At 50.5% G+C, this 19565-nt stretch carries 17 protein-coding genes; 4 read left to right on the top strand and 13 right to left on the bottom strand.

Going from position 1 to position 19565, the window contains the following annotated elements; genetic code table 11:
* Positions 1-180: 180 nt before the first annotated feature.
* The 6 genes from P2W70_RS12160 to P2W70_RS12135 all read right to left on the bottom strand — a co-directional run bounded on the left by P2W70_RS12160 (position 181) and on the right by P2W70_RS12135 (position 5137).
* Positions 181-705, bottom strand: coding sequence for a hypothetical protein (locus P2W70_RS12160; RefSeq protein WP_276481734.1), 525 nt, complete (start codon positions 703-705; stop codon positions 181-183).
* Positions 706-841: 136 nt separating this feature from the next.
* Positions 842-1417 carry a DUF4256 domain-containing protein gene (locus tag P2W70_RS12155; RefSeq protein ID WP_276481733.1) on the bottom strand — a complete coding sequence of 192 codons (576 nt, stop codon included), beginning with the start codon at positions 1415-1417 and terminating at the stop codon, positions 842-844.
* Positions 1418-1447: 30 nt separating this feature from the next.
* Positions 1448-1825, bottom strand: coding sequence for a DoxX family protein (locus P2W70_RS12150; protein ID WP_276481732.1), 378 nt, complete (start codon positions 1823-1825; stop codon positions 1448-1450).
* Positions 1812-2300, bottom strand: a complete 489-nt coding sequence (locus P2W70_RS12145; RefSeq protein ID WP_276481731.1) for an SRPBCC domain-containing protein — start codon at positions 2298-2300, stop codon at positions 1812-1814. The genes P2W70_RS12150 and P2W70_RS12145 overlap by 14 nt, the downstream gene beginning before the upstream one ends.
* A 7-nt stretch (positions 2301-2307) precedes the next feature.
* Positions 2308-2631: an ArsR/SmtB family transcription factor gene (locus tag P2W70_RS12140; protein ID WP_276481730.1), complete on the bottom strand. Its 324-nt coding sequence runs from the start codon at positions 2629-2631 to the stop codon at positions 2308-2310.
* Between the two features lie 280 nt (positions 2632-2911).
* Positions 2912-5137, bottom strand: coding sequence for an NHL repeat-containing protein (locus P2W70_RS12135; protein ID WP_276481729.1), 2226 nt, complete (start codon positions 5135-5137; stop codon positions 2912-2914).
* 210 nt (positions 5138-5347) lie between these two features.
* Between P2W70_RS12135 and P2W70_RS12130 the strand changes: the two genes are divergently transcribed.
* Entirely contained in the window at positions 5348-6109 is a 762-nt protein-coding gene (locus tag P2W70_RS12130) for a LuxR C-terminal-related transcriptional regulator (RefSeq protein ID WP_276481728.1), read from the top strand.
* A gap of 108 nt (positions 6110-6217) precedes the next feature.
* Here the strand turns inward: P2W70_RS12130 and P2W70_RS12125 are convergent, their stop codons facing one another.
* Together P2W70_RS12125 and P2W70_RS12120 are read right to left on the bottom strand one after the other, a co-directional pair.
* A complete protein-coding gene (locus P2W70_RS12125; protein WP_276481727.1) occupies positions 6218-8353 on the bottom strand; it encodes an elongation factor G in 2136 nt (711 codons plus the stop codon).
* Between the two features lie 160 nt (positions 8354-8513).
* Positions 8514-8885 (bottom strand): hypothetical protein, encoded by a 372-nt coding sequence (locus P2W70_RS12120; protein ID WP_276481726.1) that lies wholly within the window; start codon positions 8883-8885, stop codon positions 8514-8516.
* A 334-nt stretch (positions 8886-9219) separates the two neighbouring features.
* Here P2W70_RS12120 and dnaG point away from each other — a divergent pair, with 334 nt between their 5' ends.
* Positions 9220-11205 carry a DNA primase gene (gene dnaG / locus P2W70_RS12115; RefSeq protein WP_276481725.1) on the top strand — a complete coding sequence of 662 codons (1986 nt, stop codon included), beginning with the start codon at positions 9220-9222 and terminating at the stop codon, positions 11203-11205.
* A gap of 6 nt (positions 11206-11211) precedes the next feature.
* Here dnaG and P2W70_RS12110 read toward each other — a convergent pair whose 3' ends face one another.
* Both P2W70_RS12110 and P2W70_RS12105 read right to left on the bottom strand, forming a co-directional pair.
* On the bottom strand, positions 11212-12465 hold the full coding sequence (locus tag P2W70_RS12110; protein WP_276481724.1) for an NAD(P)/FAD-dependent oxidoreductase: 1254 nt from the start codon (positions 12463-12465) through the stop codon (positions 11212-11214).
* A 69-nt stretch (positions 12466-12534) separates the two neighbouring features.
* Complete coding sequence (locus P2W70_RS12105) at positions 12535-13158, bottom strand: hypothetical protein (protein WP_276481723.1); 624 nt, start codon at positions 13156-13158, stop codon at positions 12535-12537.
* A gap of 170 nt (positions 13159-13328) precedes the next feature.
* Between P2W70_RS12105 and P2W70_RS12100 the strand changes: the two genes are divergently transcribed.
* Together P2W70_RS12100 and P2W70_RS12095 are read left to right on the top strand one after the other, a co-directional pair.
* Positions 13329-14417, top strand: coding sequence for a serine hydrolase domain-containing protein (locus tag P2W70_RS12100; protein ID WP_276481722.1), 1089 nt, complete (start codon positions 13329-13331; stop codon positions 14415-14417).
* A 43-nt stretch (positions 14418-14460) separates the two neighbouring features.
* Positions 14461-15852, top strand: coding sequence for a WG repeat-containing protein (locus P2W70_RS12095; RefSeq protein WP_276481721.1), 1392 nt, complete (start codon positions 14461-14463; stop codon positions 15850-15852).
* Positions 15853-16280: 428 nt separating this feature from the next.
* Here P2W70_RS12095 and P2W70_RS12090 read toward each other — a convergent pair whose 3' ends face one another.
* The 3 genes from P2W70_RS12090 to P2W70_RS12080 all read right to left on the bottom strand — a co-directional run bounded on the left by P2W70_RS12090 (position 16281) and on the right by P2W70_RS12080 (position 19485).
* On the bottom strand, positions 16281-17243 hold the full coding sequence (locus P2W70_RS12090; RefSeq protein WP_276481720.1) for a hypothetical protein: 963 nt from the start codon (positions 17241-17243) through the stop codon (positions 16281-16283).
* A gap of 68 nt (positions 17244-17311) precedes the next feature.
* Positions 17312-18970, bottom strand: coding sequence for a hypothetical protein (locus tag P2W70_RS12085; RefSeq protein WP_276481719.1), 1659 nt, complete (start codon positions 18968-18970; stop codon positions 17312-17314).
* A 2-nt stretch (positions 18971-18972) separates the two neighbouring features.
* Positions 18973-19485, bottom strand: coding sequence for a hypothetical protein (locus P2W70_RS12080; RefSeq protein ID WP_276481718.1), 513 nt, complete (start codon positions 19483-19485; stop codon positions 18973-18975).
* Between the last annotated feature and the right edge of the window lie 80 nt (positions 19486-19565).

Here is a 19565-nt window from a genome sequence, read left to right as displayed (position 1 = left end):
TTCGCCCGCGGGGTCGCCGGGTGGTCTTTTGGCAAGTCTTTAACATTTGCCGGCGCAACAGAAAAGTGATGGAGATGGTCGCGTTGTAGATTGAGGAAACAAGGTCGGGTATTTTGAACCAAAACATAAACAGCCGGCACCGCGTGGATGCCAGCTGATTTATCGCTTTGAAAAGTTTATTTACCGGGGAATGCGAATTTGCCGGGAATGTTCGAACATATTCAGGTTTCCGTCTCTATAATAATTATCGTAATCCAGGCTTTTATTTTTATACCTGATATTATCCCAGGTTACCGTAAAAGTGGCCGGTGTATTTGAAAACAGAATGGTCAGCTTGGTACGCGCTTCGTTGGAAAAACTCCAGGTGACAGAACGTTGAATACCACTGTTCTCGACATAGGTTGCTGTTCCATTGGAGCCAAAGCTGATATGTTCGTTATCCAAACTCTCTGTATTATTGTTTCCTCCACGCAGATAATAACGGTTACTGTTGCCGAGGACACCTCTCATCTCCTGCATCTTCCAGGCATTGGCGGTTAAAATATCTACGGTCAACGCTGTGTCCTTGATAATAATGGTGTCTTTTTTTATGACTGTAACCGTGTCATAAATGGTGGTTTCTTTTTCGCAGGAGGTCAGACTCACCTGCATCATAAAAATAAACGGTAATACCAACAAGGAAAATACACTGCAGAATTTCTTCATTTTCGTGGTTTTAGGGGTGCGAGTTGCAATTTGGGGCAAAATAGGCAATTACCCTTAGATATACTAACTGCCACCAGTATTGTTTTTTTTTTCGCAAACAGAACAAGCCCCCCTCAACCATCATACGCTGTAAACCTTACACACTCACCTTCCCCCTAAACGCTCTCGCGCCGTAGTAAGAGTCGGCACCATTGTGGTAAGTGAAGATGTGTTCGTAGCGGCGATCGCAGAAAATGGCGCCCCCGTGTTTGCGGATCTCGCCGGGTGTCTTCACCCAACTGGAAGTTTTCTGATCGAATTTGCCCAGCTCCTGCAACGCGCGGTATTCTTCTTCATTCAGTATTTCAATACCCATCTCTTCGGCCATGTTGATGGCACTGTCAGCAGGTTTGTGCTCTTTGCGGGCTGCGAGTGCTTCGCCGTCATAGCAAATACTTCTACGCCCCTTAGGACTTTCTGCCGAGCAATCGTAAAACAGGTATTCACCGCTCTTCTTATCATATCCTACTACGTCGGGCTCTCCTTCCGTCGACTCCATGGCATTCAGCGACCACAGTTTCGCGGGGCTCGCAACCAGCTTCGCCTCTACATCCGTCCAGGCAATGCCTTTATGACGTGCCATATTCTTCTCGAACCGTGTTTTCAACGCCTTGAGCAGGACTGTCTGCTCATCGGCGGATAGCTTTTTCTTTGTATGGGTGGTTTTGCTCATGGTTACATTCTTTTAAATAAGTAAGGTTGTTTATGCGAGGGCCAGCTTTCGATCGGCTGGCCGGAAATACCAGGATACTATCGTCAATACCAGCAGCAATAATGCCGGAAATATCTCCACGACGGGCTGCCCTGCACCCAGCTGTGAAAAAATAGCGCCTGTCATGGCAAAAGCAAAGCCGGCATAAGCCCATTCTTTCACCAAAGGGAATTTCGGGATCAATACCGCTACTACACCGAGTATTTTAAACACGCCCAGTATGGTCACGAAGTAGGAAGGATAGCCCAGTTTGGTGGCAAAATCATCCTGTCCTTCAAACTTGAACATTTGTACCATGCCGGTGGCCGTCATGCCGAGGCAAAGCCAGATGGTGGCGATCCAGTAGATGATCTTATTACGCTTGCTCATGGTTGGTTGTTTTAAGGTTTGCGACTACTTCCTGCAGGCGGTCGTGCGCCATATTGACTCCGTATGAGAAAGGCAGTTTGAGGTTCTCGTCTCTCAAAGCGGGCGACTTATAGACCACGTGCATCGTCAATTTACTGTTGTCTTCGCCCATAGCTTCAAACGTCAGGTATTCCATCGTGATACCAAAAGGGCCATTCTCCATTTCGAAGGTGCGGGTGATGCGTTGGTTGGGCACAAATTCATGAATGGCCCCATTGGCCCGCATCAATACATTCCCTTTGGGGTCGGATGTTTCGAACACATATCCGCCGTGGTTCCTGTTTTCAAGCTTCAGCACTTTGGTGCCCATCCATTGCGCCACGATGTCTGCGTCTTCATAGGCTTTGAAGAGTAGTTCAACGGGCAATTCAAACTCCCGGGTGATCAACAGGTCCTGCTTGCCTGTTTCGGCTTGTATTTGCGTTTTTCTTTCCATAGTATGGCTAATTTTTAGGTTTGTAATTTTTCATGATGTCTTCCAGCTTGTTGAAACGGTCGTCCCAGAATTGCCGGAACGGCTCGATGAACTCGGCTATGTCTTTCATCTTTTGGGGATTGAGGTGATAAAGTATTTCGCGACCGTTTTGCTCCTGCTTCAGCAGTTCGCATTCGGTGAGGATGGACAGGTGCTTGGACACGGTGGGCCGGGCTGTATCAAACTGGGCGGCGATAGCGCCTGCTGTCATGGCGTGGGAGGCTACCAGTAAGAGGATCGCCCGCCTGGTGGGGTCTGCAATGGCCTGGAAAACGTCTCGTCGTAGGTTCATTGTGTAGCTATTTGACTACAAATTTATATGTAGCTATTTAACTACGCAAATATTTCTTGGCAGCAGGTGGCATTTTGGCCGCTAAGTGATTGATTTGTAGCTATAAAAAAAGTTGATCCCCGGCCTGGGCCGGGGATCAGTAGATTAATAAGGCTGTGTTGCTATGTCAGTGAGCTTTTCAAACGGCACGTTTTAACGGGCGATTTGTACAGCCATACCGGCTGGCGTGTATGCACGATGCTATAGGATAAGGTTTGCTGGTATGATGAGCTTTTATCATTTACGGCAGCAGCCATTTAGTAACGCGTCCATTGCCGCTTTCCAGGATGTAGATCGATCCCTTGCCATCAAGTTTGATGCTGACCGCGCCCCAGAGTTCACCCAAGGCATTGCCGTAGGGAGTACTGGCTATTTTTGTTCCGCTGGCGGCACCTGCCTTCCATACCGACACCTGATTACCGCCTGCTTCAGCGATGTACAAGTTGCTTTGAGCATCGAGTACGACCTCTACAGGGCCAATGACCTGGTTATCGGCTGCACCTTTGCCGTTGCCTCCGGCAACGGTAGTGCCGCTGGTGGCGCCGGGTGCCCATTTTTGGACGCGGTTGTTATCGTAATCGGAGATGTACAGGTTTCCAGCTGCATCGATCGTTACGCCCTCGGGCCTCGAGAGTTGGTTGGCTGCACTGCCTTTTCCGTTCCCTCCAGCTACGATCGTACCTGTTTTTGATCCGAGTGCAAAACGCACTACCTGGTTTTTGTCATCACTAACTATATACAGCTGACCGGCCGGACTGATGGCCATGTTTGAGATATAACCATACTTTTCCAAATCTTCGAATTTATAGACCGTGGTACCATATGCGGCGCCCGGTACCCAACGTTTAATATGTCCATCTGCATTCAGAATATATAAGCTGCCATCGGGCGCCATGGCCATGCCATAGGGGCTGTTGAGTTTATTGGAATCGGTGCCTATGCCATTACCGCCTGCAATCGTAACGCCGGTTGTAGCCCCTGGCGTCCATCGCTGCACCCGGTTGTTGAATTTGTCCAGAATGATGAAATTGCCGGCCGCATCGATGAGCAGTACCTCGGGCGTTTGAAACTGGTTAGCCGCACTACCGTACCCATTATTGCCTGCAACCACAGTACCGATAGGTTTTACCTGGTACAAGGCTTTTATCTTTTGAGTAACTGTTACCCCCAGATTTGGGTCAGTAAATACGACATCAAACGTGAAGGCCTTATCTGCTTTGAGACTCGCACTGGCAGCCTTTATCGACAGGGTGGTATCTGCCGTTGTAAAAGTTATTCTGACGGCTGTATCTGATACATTGCTAAGCTTGAGTTTGCTGCCAGCCATCGGGTAACTGATGGTAGTTTTGGACGTTTTAATTGGATTGGTATATGCAGGAAAAACAGGCGCCAGTTTTTTAAACCATTTAGTGATCCTGTCGTAAGCAGCTAACATACCAGCATGTATTTTGCCAACACTTTTTTCGGCCGCGAAGATATCTGCTATCACCGGGATCTTAGAGCTTTGATCCGTTTGGATCACCGGACGGTAGCTGGCGCGAAACGATACCGTTTTCGCCACATCTTTATAAAATTTGAGCTCTTTATCCTCCACGCCGAGCCGGGCTGTAAAGTCTGTCAATTGTTCGGCAACACCTTTCAGGGTGCCTATCTCTTCTACTTTGGCAATGGCATCTACCAGGTATACTGTGCCGGTTACAAACGAGCCGAAGGCCAGCAACTTGGTAAACAGGTCGGGAGAGGGCAACATCGCGAGCCCGGTACCGATTCCCAGAAAAGTGACTGTACGGATCACGCTGTTCTTGAATCCGATGGCTACTTTGAACAACCTTTCGCCCGGGTCGATATCGAGCTGGTTGACCCGATAGAACAGCGGATTAAGCGTATCCACAGCAAATGCTGCCGGATCGGGTTGGTTATTCTGCAGAAAATACGCGAGCGTCAACTGATCGGCCGGGCTCAGCGAGGACTGGTTTTCCGTAATCGTCTCCTGCATATACCGAAGCGTTGTGATGTAGCCGGTACCGAGGTTGACTGCTTCATTGTCCAGCTGCTTTTCCAGTACTTTAATTACCTGGTCAATATTGGTGGTAAAGCTGGCAATCGCTTTATCAGCCTGCGTGATCGCCGTGTAAGCATTGATGGTTAGCGGGAGTTGCTTGGGTGCACCGATGGAACTGTAATCAACCGTGACCTTTCCAGCAGGCAATACAGGCATGATGAAAATGACCTGGTTTGAATCGTTGGCGAAAGCCGATACCCGCTGACCATTGACGATGAGATGGGTGGTATCGGTCACCAGGGGTTTGAAGTTGGCTTGCGCAATCACTAGTTGACCGGGCAAAGTAGTGTTGCTGACCAGTTCTATGGTTTTGTTTTCTTCTACGGGCGGGGCGGGTTTGTCGTTCTTACTACAGGCGCCCAGCAAAGAGAGGGAGGCCAGCAGCAAAGGCAGGTGGGGTTTCATAACAATTTTTTTGAATTCAAAAGATATTGGGATGCCGTACAAAAGTATTTTTAGCCGGCTGTGCAGACAATACTCATTAATAAGTATGGGGAAGGAATTACCCCGAAGATTAAATCCTGATAGAGACTTGTTTGCGCGCCAATAAAATGCCGCTCCGCACGTTTTACTTATCAAGAATCGCATTCTCCACTAATCCGACCAAAACAGCTTATGGGATTGGTTATTTATGACGAAGCACAGAAGATCTGGCACACGACATGGCTTCAAGGTAATGAGGTCAATAAACAGGTGGAGCTTCACGGCTACAAACGCCTGCAGCAGCTCTTCCAGGCCGGCGAATCGTATTACTTTATCTTCAATGTGAAATTATCGGTCTTTGAGTTTATCAGCCCGGAGATGAAATCCGTGTTGGGCTATGATGCCGACAGCATGGACATCACGTTTTTTCTCAGTTTGATCCATCCTGATGACCAGCCTTATTTCCTTAATTTCGAACGCGCCATTCAGGAGTTCCTTCAGCCGTTGCCGACCGAGCGGGCCCTCAAGTATAAGTTACGCTATGACTTCCGGATCCGCAATGCGCAGCAGCAATACATTCGATTACTACACCAGATGATCATCCTCCAACTCGACGAGGGGATCAATTACAAAACACTCGGCTTTCACAGCGATATCACTTATCTGAAAGAGCTGGGCAAACCCGTTTTATCATTTATTGGACTGGATGGCGAACCGTCTTATACCAATGTCGACGTAAAAGAGATCTATTCATCCCGTAAAGGAATATTAAGCAACCGGGAAAGCGAGATCGTTTGCGCCCTGGCCAATGGCTTACAGAGCAAGGAGATTGCGGAAACGCTCTTCATCAGCAAAACGACGGTCGACAAGCACCGCAGAAATATCCTCGCCAAAACCAATACCGCCAGTACTGCCGAGCTGGTGGCGAAAGCCATCCGGGAAGGCTGGATATAAAAACAGGCCACCAGTATTTTCTGGCGACCTGCTGCACAACACTGGTAAGCACCACTTTCATTCGGGGCCACCATGGTATGGCGGGTTGAATGAATGGCTGGCCGTTTTTCAAACTTCCTCTTTGGCGTATTTGTGGTAATCTTCCTGTAATCTCTTTTGTATTTCCCCGGGAACGGCTGCATAGTCTTCGAACTGCATGCTGAATTTGGCCCGTCCCTGTGTAATGGAACGCAGGGCTGAGGAATAATCATGCATCTCGGCGAGTGGCACTTTGGCCAGTATCTTGGTGAAATGTCCTTCCGTATCCATGCCTTCTACAATCGCCCGGCGTGTTTGCAGATCACCGATGACGTTGCCGGTGAGGTCATCCGGACACAGCACATCGACATGGTAGATGGGCTCCAGTATCTGTGGATCGGCCTGGGCAAAGGCCTGTTTGAAGGCCATGAGTCCTGCGATCTTGAAGGAAATATCGTTGGAGTCGACCGGGTGCATCTTGCCATCGTACACCGACACCCGTACATCCCGTACAAAGGAGCCTGTTTGCGGACCTTCGTGCATTTTCTCCATGACGCCTTTCAGGATGCTGGGCAAAAAGCGGGTATCGATGGCTCCGCCCACGATGCAATTGAGGTACACGAGTTTGCCACCCCATTCGAGGGGATGTTCTTCGCGCCCCCGCACGTTGAGTCCCTTCGGATCGGGCATGCCTTCGTACCAGGGTTCAATGCGCATGAACACTTCGCCGAATTGTCCGTTACCGCCGGATTGCTTTTTGTGCCGGTAGCTGGACTCGGCCATGCGGCGGATGGTTTCACGATAAGGAATGCGTGGCCTGCTGAACTTCACTTCCACGCCATGCAAGTGCTCTATGCGCCATTTGATCACCGACAGGTGCAGTTCGCCAAGGCAATGTATGATCGTTTGTTTGAGTTCCTGCGAAAATTCGACCCGGATGGTGGGGTCTTCTTCCGGCAATTGGTGGAGGGCCAATGACAGCTTCTCCTCCTCCCCTTTTTTCACCGATTCGATGGCCATGCTCATGTTGGCCTGCGGGAACCGGATGGGCTCCAGTTCGAGGTTTTTACCCTTGTCATGCAGGGTGTTGTTGACATGTGTGTTCTTGAGTTTGAGTGTTGCGCCTATATCGCCAGCCACCAGTTCGTTGACGTTGACCCGTTTGTTGCCTTCCACTACAAACAGCTGGTTGAGCTTTTCGGATACACCGGTGGTTTCGTTCACGAGCTCCATGCCACTTTTGATGGTGCCGGAATAGACTTTAAAGAAGGAGAGTTCACCGACATGCGGTTCTGCGACTGTTTTATAGATAAAGAGGCAGGCGGGTCCACTGGCATTGCAGGGAAGCTCCTGCCCGTATTGCATGAGTTTGGCGGACTGCATTTCGTTGGCGCTGGGGCATACATTGTCAATAAAGCCCATCAGGCGACCACTGCCCATATTGCGTTCGGCGGAGAGGCAAAACAGGGGAAACAGGTCGTGTTGGATCATGGACTTTTTCAGTCCCTCTTTCATTTCGTCTTCGTCCAGTTCTCCTTTGTCGAAATACTTTTCCATCAGCGCCTCGTCGTTACCGGCGATTGCTTCCACCAGTTCGCGGTGCAGTTCGTCGGCACGCGCTTTCTCCTCGTCGGGTATGGGCAGTTTTTCGGGTTTACCGCCGGTATCCTTGAACTTGTACATCGTCATGCGCAGCACGTCGATGATCTCGTGAAAACCGGCGCCCTGCTGGCGGGGATATTGTACGACGACCACTTTGCTGCCGAAATGGTTTTTGGCTTCCCGTACGGTATTATCGAAGTCTGCATTGTCATCGTCGAGTTTGTTTACGGCCACGATCATGGGTGTTTTGAACTGCTCGGTATAGTCCCAGATAATGTCTGTACTGACCTCTACGCCCATTACCGCATTCAGCAGCATCACCCCTGTATCGGCTACTCGTAAGGCCGAGACCACTTCGCCGGCGAAATCGTCATAGCCGGGGGTATCGATGATGTTGATCTTGTAGCCGCGCCATCGGGTGTGCAGTAAGGTGGAGAAGATGGAATTGCCCCGTGCCTGCTCGAGCTCGTGGTAATCGGAAACGGTGTTGCGCTCCTGTACGGAGCCGCGGCGGGTGATGAGGCCTGCTTCGAACAGCATGCATTCCGCCAAGGTTGTCTTACCGGTGCCGGCGTGGCCCAGCAAGACAATATTTTTTACGTGTGAGGTATCAAATTCCGGCATAGCAATCTCGGTTTAAATGTTGTTTGATAGGATTTGCTGAGCGGATTTCACGGGGCGCAGAAGGTCACTACACCGTACTGCTGCGTATGGTGTAGGAAGTGGTGTACCGGCTGAAGCTGCCGGCAACATCAAGGTTGTAAAGGCCAATGGGCGGCCTCTATCACGTTCGTCCTACAAAGTCTTTGAATTCCTGCTTAACTTCTTTCAAGGTGTTTTCGAGGCTCTGGTACTCGTCGTACAGTTGTTCGTGGTAATTAGCGGTGTCGTCGTTGATGGCCCCTTTGGCGGTTTCGGCCTCGATCTGTCGGAAGTGGGTCTTAATGGTGTGCTTGAGGTCGTGGATGTTGATGAGCTGAATGTGAAGCTGGTTTTCGAGGTGATCTACTTCGAGCAGATCTTCTTTGGTGGTTTGCCTTGCGGCTATGTCTACGAGGTTGTTTTTAAGCTGGCCAAACTCGTCGCGCCAGGAACGCAATGTCTCCCTCCAGGCATTGCATTCGCGTGATAGCTGTGCTACATCTGTTGTAACCATGGGAGGTAAATTTAGGTGAAGAAATAAATTAAAGAGCTGTGGGATGCGGGGACTGGACTGGTGACGGTTGTTCTTATTTCTAAATTAGGACTATTTGTGCAGAGCGCCCGTTTATTTCCATTAAAATTATGCACCCGTAGCGCAGGTTTAACATTCGGTCTTTTCCGGGCTTTTTGGGGAAAACCAGGACCGGCCGGTTTGGCTTTTTTGGCGTACATTATCTGGGTTAAAAGCCTAACTTTGCCACCCTTTTTCTGAAATGCCGGGGGCTGCCAACCAGCAGCGCAGCCAGGCACCAGGGGGCAGCATCTTAACCATCGTAAATCAGCTTTTTTTGATCAGTCAACAAACGATACAGCAGATCCTTAGCCGGGTAGACGTCGTGGAAGTCGTGGGTAGCTTCGTAAAGCTCAAGAAGCGCGGGGTGAACTATATCGGTCTATGTCCTTTTCACAACGAAAAATCGCCCTCCTTTTCGGTATCGCCAACCAAGGAGATCTATAAATGTTTTGGCTGCGGTAAAAGCGGCAACTCCATCAGTTTTTTGATGGAGGCCGAGAAGTACTCTTATGTAGAGGCGCTGCGGTGGCTGGCCAACAAGTACAATGTAGAGATCGAGGAAACGGAGATCAGTCCCGAGCTGAAGGCCCAGTACCAGGTGGGTGATAGTTTGTACATCATCAACCAGTTTGCCCAGCAGTATTTTTCGGACCAACTGTTCAAATCAGAGGAAGGCGATGCCATTGCGATGAGCTACCTACAGGAGCGCGGTTTTAACGAAGACATCATCCGCAAGTTCCAGATCGGTTATTGCCTGCAGGACCGGGATGCTTTTGCCAAGGCAGCCCTGGCGGCCCAATACAATGAAGAATACCTGCAGAAGTCTGGCCTCGTCGTCGTACGCGACGGAAGGGCCTATGACAATTACCGTGGCCGGATCATTTTCCCCATCCATAACCAAAGCGGTAAAGTGCTGGGTTTTGGTGCCCGGGTGATCGGCAAGGTAGAGCGGGCTCCCAAATACATCAATACGCCGGAAAACGAGATCTACCACAAGAGTAAGATCTTGTACGGCTCTTATTTCGCGCGGCAGGCCATCGACAAGAACGATGAGTGTTTGCTGGTAGAAGGCTATACCGATGTGGTGTCGCTGCACCAGGCAGGCGTCGAAAACGTGGTAGCTTCGGGTGGTACCTCGCTGACCCCCGACCAACTGCGGTTGGTGAAGAAGTACACGAAGAACCTGACCATCATCTACGACGGTGACGGTGCGGGCGTGAAGGCGGCCCTGCGTGGTCTGGACCTGGCCCTGGAAGAAGGTCTGAACGTAAAGCTGGTGCTGATTCCAGACAACGAAGACCCCGACAGCTATGTGAACAAGATCGGTGCCGAAGCTTTCCGGGATTTCGTGAAAGCCAACAAGAAGGACTTTATCCTCTTCCAGGTGGAGATCCTGTCGAAGGATGCGGGTGATGATACCAACAAGAAAGCGGCGCTGGTGAACCAGATCGCGGAGACCATCGCCAAGCTCAATAAAACGGAAGATTTTACCAAACAACAGGATTATATACGTCGATGCTCGGACCTGCTGCGCATCGATGAGATAGGCCTCAACAACCTCGTCAACAAGTTCATCCGCGACAAGCTGATGAAGCAGGAATTGAAGGACCAGAAGCAACAGAATCCCTTTGGACAGTCGGACGGTGGACCCGGTTTCGGTCCGCCCATGATGGGACCTGACGGCTTTGAAGAACCGCCCATTTTTGTACCGGGCGAAGAAGACGCCGTTCAGCTGTTCAATAAAGACGAGGCCAATGAGCGGGCGATGATCCGCTGCTTACTGGATTATGGCCTGAAGCCCTGGGATGAAGGCCGCCGGGTGGCCGACTACATCTTCGAAGAATCTGTGGAGCAGGGCATGATCGATAACAAAGAGCTGGTGCGCATCATGGATTATTACAAAGGCTGGTATGACGAAGGACTGGAGCCTACCTCCAAAAACTTCCTGTACCATGAGGACCAGGGATTGAGTGCGATAGTCGTTTCGGTGATGGATTTTGCCTACGAACTCAGTGCCAAATGGAACCAGCATTTCGATGGTAAGATGCCGACTGTCGAAGATATTTACCGCAATGATGTACGGTCTGCCATCAATTACCTCAAGATCCGCAAGATCAGGCGGCTGCTGGACGAGAACCAACGCGATATGCAGAAGCCGCACAACTCCGACGAACTGATGGTGCTGTTGCAAACGCATATGGCCCTGAAGAAAATGGAGCAGGATATGATCAAGGCGAATGGAACGGTGATCCTCAAATAAGCAGGGTTACGATGGCCTATTCAGCAATAGCTTGACGTAGAAGGACGGCTGGGCCAATTTCTTCCGGATGTCGACTTCAAAAAACATCGAGGATACAAGTTCCTGCAATTGCTTATTGCGGCTGCAAATTCCAAACACTTTATTGACGAGCCAGGGGAAGCGCACCATCTGCAGCAAGCGCTTGCTCAGTTTCAATTCTGCCCCCAATACACGGTACACTTCGCTGTCATAGGCCGCCAGTTGCGTGGCGGAGAAGTTGTTCGCCTTGATCGCTTCAGCAGCCTGTAAGGCGGCCATACGCCCTGCATACATGCCATTGCCGATGCCTTCGCCCGTGAAAGGATCGATGAGGTAGGCAGCATCCCCCACCAACATATAGCGCTCTCCGGAAATCACCCTGCGTTTGGTACCGAGGGGCAGCCCATACCCTTCTACCGGGCTGATGCGTTTCGCGTCCTTAAAACGGTCCTTCAATATGGGATCGCTTTCGATGATCTCCTGCAGCGACCGCTTGAGGTTCATCTTTTTCTTCCGCACATCGTCACTCAATACGGCCACACCCACATTGGCCTGTCCATTGGGTAGGGGAAATATCCAAAAATAGCCGGGCAGTAATTCCTTCAGAAAATGAAGTTCGATGAAGTTGTCGGCGTTGTTGCCGGTTACGTTTTCATAATAGGCACGTACCCCTGCCGAATAATGCTTCGGCTCCATGGTGATGTTGGCCACCTCTTTGGTAAAGGAAGCGTGGGCGCCATTGGCCACGATGAGCAGTGCTGCCTTGACCTGAAATCCGTTGCTGCCTGAAATCAGGTAGCCATCGGGCTGTAGTTCGTATTTGTCGATGGTCACCCCTTCGTGTAGCTGTATTTCGGGGCGGGCTTTCATTTCGTCTACCAGAAAATTGTCGAAGTCCATGCGTTTGCATACATACCCGATGGGCGCTTCTTTGTGCTGGCTGTTGGTGGAATCGAAGTCGGGCCGGTAGCCGACCTGCAGCGCGTGCCTGCCGGGAGACACAAACAGTACGCCCCAGCTGTTGAGCTTATCCTGCCGTGCCCGTAAACGACCAGCCATGGCGGCATCGATGCGGTTCAACACGGTGATCACCTTACCACTCAATCCATCACCACATACTTTATCACGGGGAAAAATGGCTTTGTCGACTACGATACATTCAATGCCCAATTGGGCCAGCTGGAGGGCAGCTGTGGCTCCGGCAGGTCCTGCCCCTACGATACATACTTTTGTTTGTTTCATGGCTTCGCGGTAAGAGGGTGTAAATTAGCGAAATCGTGGAAGGCGCCATGGAAAAAGCTGGAATGGGAGTTATTGTTCGTCCTGGGAGCGGTAACGGGTTGGGGCAGCTAGTTTCTTTTGCCGCAATACGCGGCCGAATTCATTGCCTTGCGGAAGTATTTTTAGTATCCTGTTGGCCGGTATGGAGTTGGATAGGACGATCTGGTAATCTTCAAAAGTGTATCTCATAAAATCCAGATCGTTCATGCTATCTATGAATGTCTTGGGATTCTTTTCAATTTCCGCTTCGGCCACACTTATATAAGTATCTCTTGCTCTATCCCAATCAGCGAGGCTCATATCCGGATTCCGTTGATGGACCAGGAACTCTCCCATACGCCAAAGTATGGATTCCCTAAAGCCCGTACTCAAAGACTTCAGATTGGTTATTTCGTTCTTGAGATCGGACCGGCTGCTGGCATTTACCCAATGCCCGAAATAGGCTGGCATGTCATCCTCCTGAAGCCGAAATACAATACCATTGTACTGTTTTCTATGACTCACTCCACATTGGTTAAAGAAATAAACCCACCACCGGTCGAGGGATTTGTGCCCCGTTAGCGGGAAGCAGAACAGTCCCTTTTGAGACCTGGTAATCCCATTCTTCAGGATGTGTTTGGTGTTGTTGACGGGTGTCCAGTGAACGGCTAACATGATGGTATAGGGCCAGGTTAGGGCTGGGGGTCAAATATATTGATCTTTCCGGGTGGAGACTACAGGTTGCCGATACAAAAGTTGAGTTTACACGCTCTCAGCCCTGGTTGACCGATATTATTTCGGAAGGCTGCTGTTTTCGGGCAATTTGGCGTAAATTTCAATCAGCCATGAAACTTATTGCCACCCTCCTGTTGCTCTGCGCCAGTATTGTTGCGTCGGCCCAAACGCCAGCGCCCATCCGCGATAAATCGTACAAAAAAGCCATAGAAGCCGCCCGGCGCTTCATCGACTCATTGCGACAAAGCCAGCATCTGCCCGGTCTGTCCGTGGCAGTGGGTAACCGCGACAAAATACTTTGGGCCGAAGGGTTTGGCTACGCCGATCTCGAGAACCAGGTGCCTGTCAACATCCATTCAAATTTCCGGATGGGCTCCGTTTCCAAAGTCATCACTACCCTGGCGGTCGGCCGACTGTACCAGCAAGGCATGCTAGACCTGGATGCGCCGGTACAACAATACCTGCCAGCCTTTCCCGCGAAGCCCTACCCCATCACGGCGAGGCAACTGGCCGGGCATCTTGCTGGCATCCGGCATTACGGACCTAACGATCCTACCAATGTTCCCAAACGTTATAAAAGCGTTCAGGAAAGCCTGTCCATCTTCAGTAGCGACAGCTTGCTGTTCAAGCCGGGCACCAACTACAATTACTCCACCTATGGGTACAGCCTGCTGAGTGCCGTAGTGGAGTCTGCCGCACGCAAGGATTTCCTGTCGTACTTGCGTGACAGTATCTGGCAGCCACTCGGCATGTTGCATACAGCGCCAGACTATTCCGACAGTATCATTGCCGGGCGCGTGCGCTTTTACGAAGTACTGAAAGATGGAACCGCGATCAATGCTGCCCAGGTAGACAACAGCTATAAATGGGCCGGTGGCGGCCTGCTTTCCACGCCATCAGATCTCGTATTGATGGTGCAAGGTTTATTGCAGCACCGCTTGTTGGATGCGCCCACCCTGCAACTGTTGTTCACGTCGCAACAGCTGGAGAATGGGAAAAAAACCAATGTAGGCATTGGCTGGCGGATCAATGAGACCAGGGAAGGGGTGCGCTACATTCACCATGGCGGCCTGATCGACGGCGGGCGGACCTTCCTGCTCTTCTTTCCCGATAGTGGCCTGATCTTCGCCGTTGCCTCCAATACACACAATGCGCAGTTGAATATCAATGAGGCTATGAAAGTGCTCGCCATGTTTTGAAATACGGGGCCAATAAATATCTTTACACCCGAATATCCTATCCATGAAAAATATCGCTTATCTGTCGCTGGTATTGCTTTCCCTGACAAGTGCTGCACAAACTCCCGTTTATCCTTATTCTGATGGCCATCGCTGGGGCCTGATCAATGCCAACCTGCAAGTGATTGCCCCACCACAATTCGACACGTCCGTATTCTTTGGCCGTGAATCATTCGCCATCGCCATCAAGAATAAAAAATACGGTGTCATTGGCAGCGATGGTAAAAACCTGATTGATTTCAACTACTATAGACTGGACCACTACCAGGAAGAATTCGGACGGGGCTACACCCGGTACGACGGATATACCAAAGAAGGCTATCCCATCATCAAATTCGTATTGCTCAATCTCGCCACCGGCAAAGTGGTATCACCCGTTTCGTATGACGTGCTCTGGGATTATTGCGATTGCCCCGACAAGGTATTCAGCATCAGAAAAGATACACAGACCGTATTTGTAAGTGGTATCACCGGCAAGCAGTTGGGTAAAGGGTATGGCCCTGGCGAGGTACTGTTTTTGCCCGAACAACGCGGGTCCGGCAACAAGGCCATTGTACAGCACAATGGCCAATATGGCGTGATCGATGCCATGACCGGCGCCTGGATCGTTCCCGCTCAATACGAAGCCATCAGCCAGACTTATCGCCATAACCAGATAACCGTGGAAGCCGTTGCAAAAGGCGTCAAGCAATACTTTGACTACAATGGTAAGCCGATACAAAAACCCAAACCGCAACCAGGGAGCAGTAAGGAGTCGACCAGTAGCCCCATGGTCATGGAAGCCGCGGTCCCCGACCAGCAATGGTATGCCAAGGATCTGTACGTACGCAACCTGGGGGATGGTAATTGGAAGCTGACGGTTGAAACCCGTGGCACCGGCAACAACCAGGTACACCAGACCTATGAACTGAAGGGCTACACCAACGTGGAAAAAGTCGCGTATTATGATGAGCAACACAAACTACCCGCGCTGCTCAAGGCCGTCAAAGACGGGAAAACGGGCATCGTCGACCTCAGCGGCAATGTGCTGGTGCCGTTTATGTATGACAATATCGAATCGTTGAAAGTCCACAACTTCTACCTGCAAACCTCGCTGAACAACAAAATAGGTGTTTTGAGAAGAGATCTGACAGAGCTCAGCAAACCGGTCATGAAGCAGGTAATGGCTGATGAACCACGTCTCAAGGACTGGTATGTAGAAATGCCCAATGGCTACCGGGGTTATATGGACGTTGAAACCGGAAAGATCTTTATACCGGGGGAGAGTGACCTCTTATTTCTTAAACGCCAGTTTACCAATACCAATAGAAACAATCGGATCGGGCCAGGTTTCGTAGCTCATCAGGCCCGGGAAGACCGGTACTACATTCGTAGACACCCATTTTTCGGGGCGTAGCAAAAAGATATTGGCCTGGTAAGTCAGGTGCCAGGCAAATGGATTTTTGACAGCCAGCATCATCAGTTCGTGCTTTTTGTTATTGACCGATTGCGTAAAGGATAGTACGATGGTTTTTGCAGAGTCATTGATGGCTGCTACCGCGCGAAACGAATGGACGACGCCATCCGTTTGATCGACCTCGATGTTCACCGTTTCTCCCGGATAGAGCATGATCGTTTTGTCGGGCAATACATACGGTCCTTCGGGAATCGCTTCCTCGTACACTTTACTTTTGCTGATGGGCATCTTCAGCGTATAGGCTGCTCTTTTGAGCGGCGCATTGTCCTGGCCGTAGGAAATAGCTCCCAGGCATAAGGCCAGGAGTAGTAGCAATATACGTTTCATGGGAATTGAGTTCAGGTACATTAAAATGTTCAGCCAACGGTTCAACAGACAGTCAAATGGCCCCTACCACCTTTACCACCTTGTACAACCGCATCACTGATGCGGAACAACGTATTATCCTGGGCTTGAACCAACGCCGATTCACCTGCAAAATGTGCGCTAAAATCCTCCAGGCTGCTGCCCACCCCCATTGACCCGATGGATCTATATTCTTCTTTCAGGCGTAGTGTTCCAATTTTCTGCAACTCGTGTTTGAACGAAGCCAGGTCGTTGTGTGACACCGCGACCATACTGACACCAATCTTGAAACTACCGGTTCGTTCGGCCTCCCGCTGCATAATGGCCTGAATTCCTCCCTGCCGCATGATCTCTTCCATACCCATGGCCATGAAATGCTGCAGGTCTCCACCCAGCCCAAACGGGATCTTACGCCCCACGAGCCCGCCCTCATAGATGGTCTTCATATCCGGCTTTGCCTCACCTGCCAATGAGATTATGCCGAAACGATAGCTACATTCACCACGGTATTGGTGTACTTCCAACAGCACCGTTGCTGCATAAGACGACTTACCCGGAAGTTGAAAGACCAGGAGATCATCGGGCTGAAAGTGCAAATTAGTCACCAGTTCGTATCGCTTCCGTGGCCGTATGGCGGGATTGGGTTGGGTTATTTGTGTCCAAAGATTGTCCAGTTCTGCCTGTCTCGCCTTACCCGCCTCTTCTCCGTAGTGAGCGGTCCACTCCGCCACGCATGCACCAGCCTTGATAACGGCTTGTACTTCCGCCACCACGTCGTCGGTTACCCCGCCGATCTCCCACAATGCAAAGGCATATGCTGTCACGTAAACCTCATAATGAAAGGCATCGAAGTGATCATCACCAGGAAAAGGGAATGTGTACCTGATCGATTCCAGCGGCTCATCATTGTCATACATATCCATGATGCCCCAATAAATATCATGTGCGGTATCTCCGTCAATAATTTTAACACCATCAGTCGCCATGGCAAAATTCGGTTAAGGGTTTGAGGGGTAAAATACGCTGTTTTCTCCAAGACAGCAATATGCCAACCTCAAAATTGTTGCGGTCCGACGCCATGTGACGATCCACTTCGGACTGTTCGTTCCTTCATCTTGCTTTTGTAGTATTCCTGCAACGCCTGCAGACTTTGGTCGGGGTAGGCAGCCGTAGCCTTTTTAAACGGGTATTGGTAGGTCTTGGGAAACTCGCTTACCATACCACGGATCGTTGGCTCCCATCGCTGCGTCACCCTTTCGGTCAACAGCCAGGCTTGCCATTGCTGTTGTAACTGATCTGCCGTAAGATGAGCAACCTGACCAATAATCGCGATCTGCCCGGTATCTGTCAAGGCCGCCCCATCGCGAATTTGCCTGTATATCGCGGCAAGTCCATCTTTGCCCGACTTGTCATGCAGAAACTTGCAGAAATACCGGCTGTACCCATGCAGTAAGTTATAGGTCGTTTGATCGGCCCCTTCATATTTTGCGGTTCGGATCAGGTCGCGCCAATCGATGCAATACTGATCACGCGCTATCGCTTGTTGTATCAATATCAGCCGGTAATTATTGACAGGCATGCCCTGCTCATTGGCTTCTTCGTGCAGGGAAGCCATCCCTTCGTTCAGCCACCAGGGCGCCTGGGGAAAATCACCCGCCATCAAGGCATGCACCAACTCATGCACCAGGGTGCCGCCGCCTGAAGAGGCCCATGCCACAATGCTATTGTCGAGCGGCATGTAATACGCCACCTTCTTCCAGGCCCTGTAATGGATCTGATTGCAGAACGACAAAAAGTCTTTGACTCCTGTCTGACTATAATCACCACCCGCCAGGTATACCGGTATCAGTTTATCAGTAGCGTTGTACTTATCAAAATAAGTCTGTTGTATTGCCTGGTAATGTTTCTGCATAAAGGCATTATAATCGGCCAACATAGGCGCTGGCGCGCCTGTCTGTGTATTCAGCGCCAGGTTCTTCTCCCATTTGATTGGAACTGACGCAAAGGCACTCCCCGTTTGCATCAATAAAAAGGGAGGCGCCAATAAATACTTGTCCTGCCCCGAAAGCTGCCTGACCCTGGCTACATCGATCGTATCGGCTGCCCATACCGTTCTCGCCATGATTTTTTCGATCTCGTCGGGCAATAAGGGTGTTTCGTTATACGTACCCTCAGCTACCTGGGCAAATACGTTTTTCACAAAAGCGTTGCCTTTTCCGTCGTAGTCCAGGGAATAGCCGTTGGAGTTAGCCGAGCCCTCCACCTGGGGCCGGTTGCAATTGTACCTGCCGATGACCTGCGCATAGGTACCTGCGGCCCCTATCCGCTCCGTACCACAATGCGGATTACCCAGGCACAGGTCAAATGATTTACGGGCATCGTCACAAGCATAGGCCTGCAAATAGAGTTTACCCACCAGGTAGTTATTCTTCAGGTATCCCACACTGCCGGCTGCTACCGCCTGACTGGCGAAACAACGGGTAGCGATGGCTGCTCCTTTTTTGGATTCGTTGATGTATTGCTGGTAGAGCTTCTTTTTACGCTCGGGTTTGGTCTCTGACCGGTTCTGATCATAGATGGTTTGCAGAAAGGCCAGGTGCCGATCCAAAGAATCACAGGAGGTTTGCCCTACCGCCGCCAGGCTTATTCCTAACACGATCAGGCAGCCCAGTACCTTGCCTGCCCTGCCTTGTATGAAATGATGCTGTTTCATGTTTACTTGGTTGAATCCTTCAATGGGATGGTATCCTCCCGAAAGTTGTAGTCGGGGGTCGGCAACGGATCTTCAATCGTGCCTTGCGACGTGTTTTGTTGCGGTGGCTGGGTGGGGTCGCCCTGAAATTTGGCCGAATAATCGATCCGGAAGGTAGCGCAGAAAATAATGATGACCGTTGCACACAGGATCACAAAGATGCCCGGCGACATGCGAACGATATTGACCTTGGCACTTTTGTAATCCAGCGAACCTTCTATCTCTCCTTTCGCCTGGATGAGGAAAAGGGCAAATCCCAGAAAGCCAAAGGACATGGCCACAAAGATGCCGGTAGACAACAGGACCATGCGCCGTTCTGCGCTAAAGCCTACCATGGTCTCTACCTTGATCAACTGCGGATCGGATTTGTATAAATAATAAAACAGGTAACTGGAAGAAGCTATAATGCCTACTATGGCGAGCACGATCGCCGCCTTGTATCCCCATGCGAGAAACTTGTACTCCCGTTTGTCCATCGTGTAGCAGCTATTGGTGGTAGATTGGATGCCGGTTTTCCGGGTACGGAGGGTTGTTGCGAAGGCCTTTGGAGGCCTCC

The organism is Paraflavitalea pollutisoli (genome assembly GCF_029360705.1).
Lineage (GTDB): Bacteria > Bacteroidota > Bacteroidia > Chitinophagales > Chitinophagaceae > Paraflavitalea > Paraflavitalea pollutisoli.
Note: the sequence above shows the minus strand (reverse complement) of the source record. Positions and strands in the feature narration are given on the sequence as shown.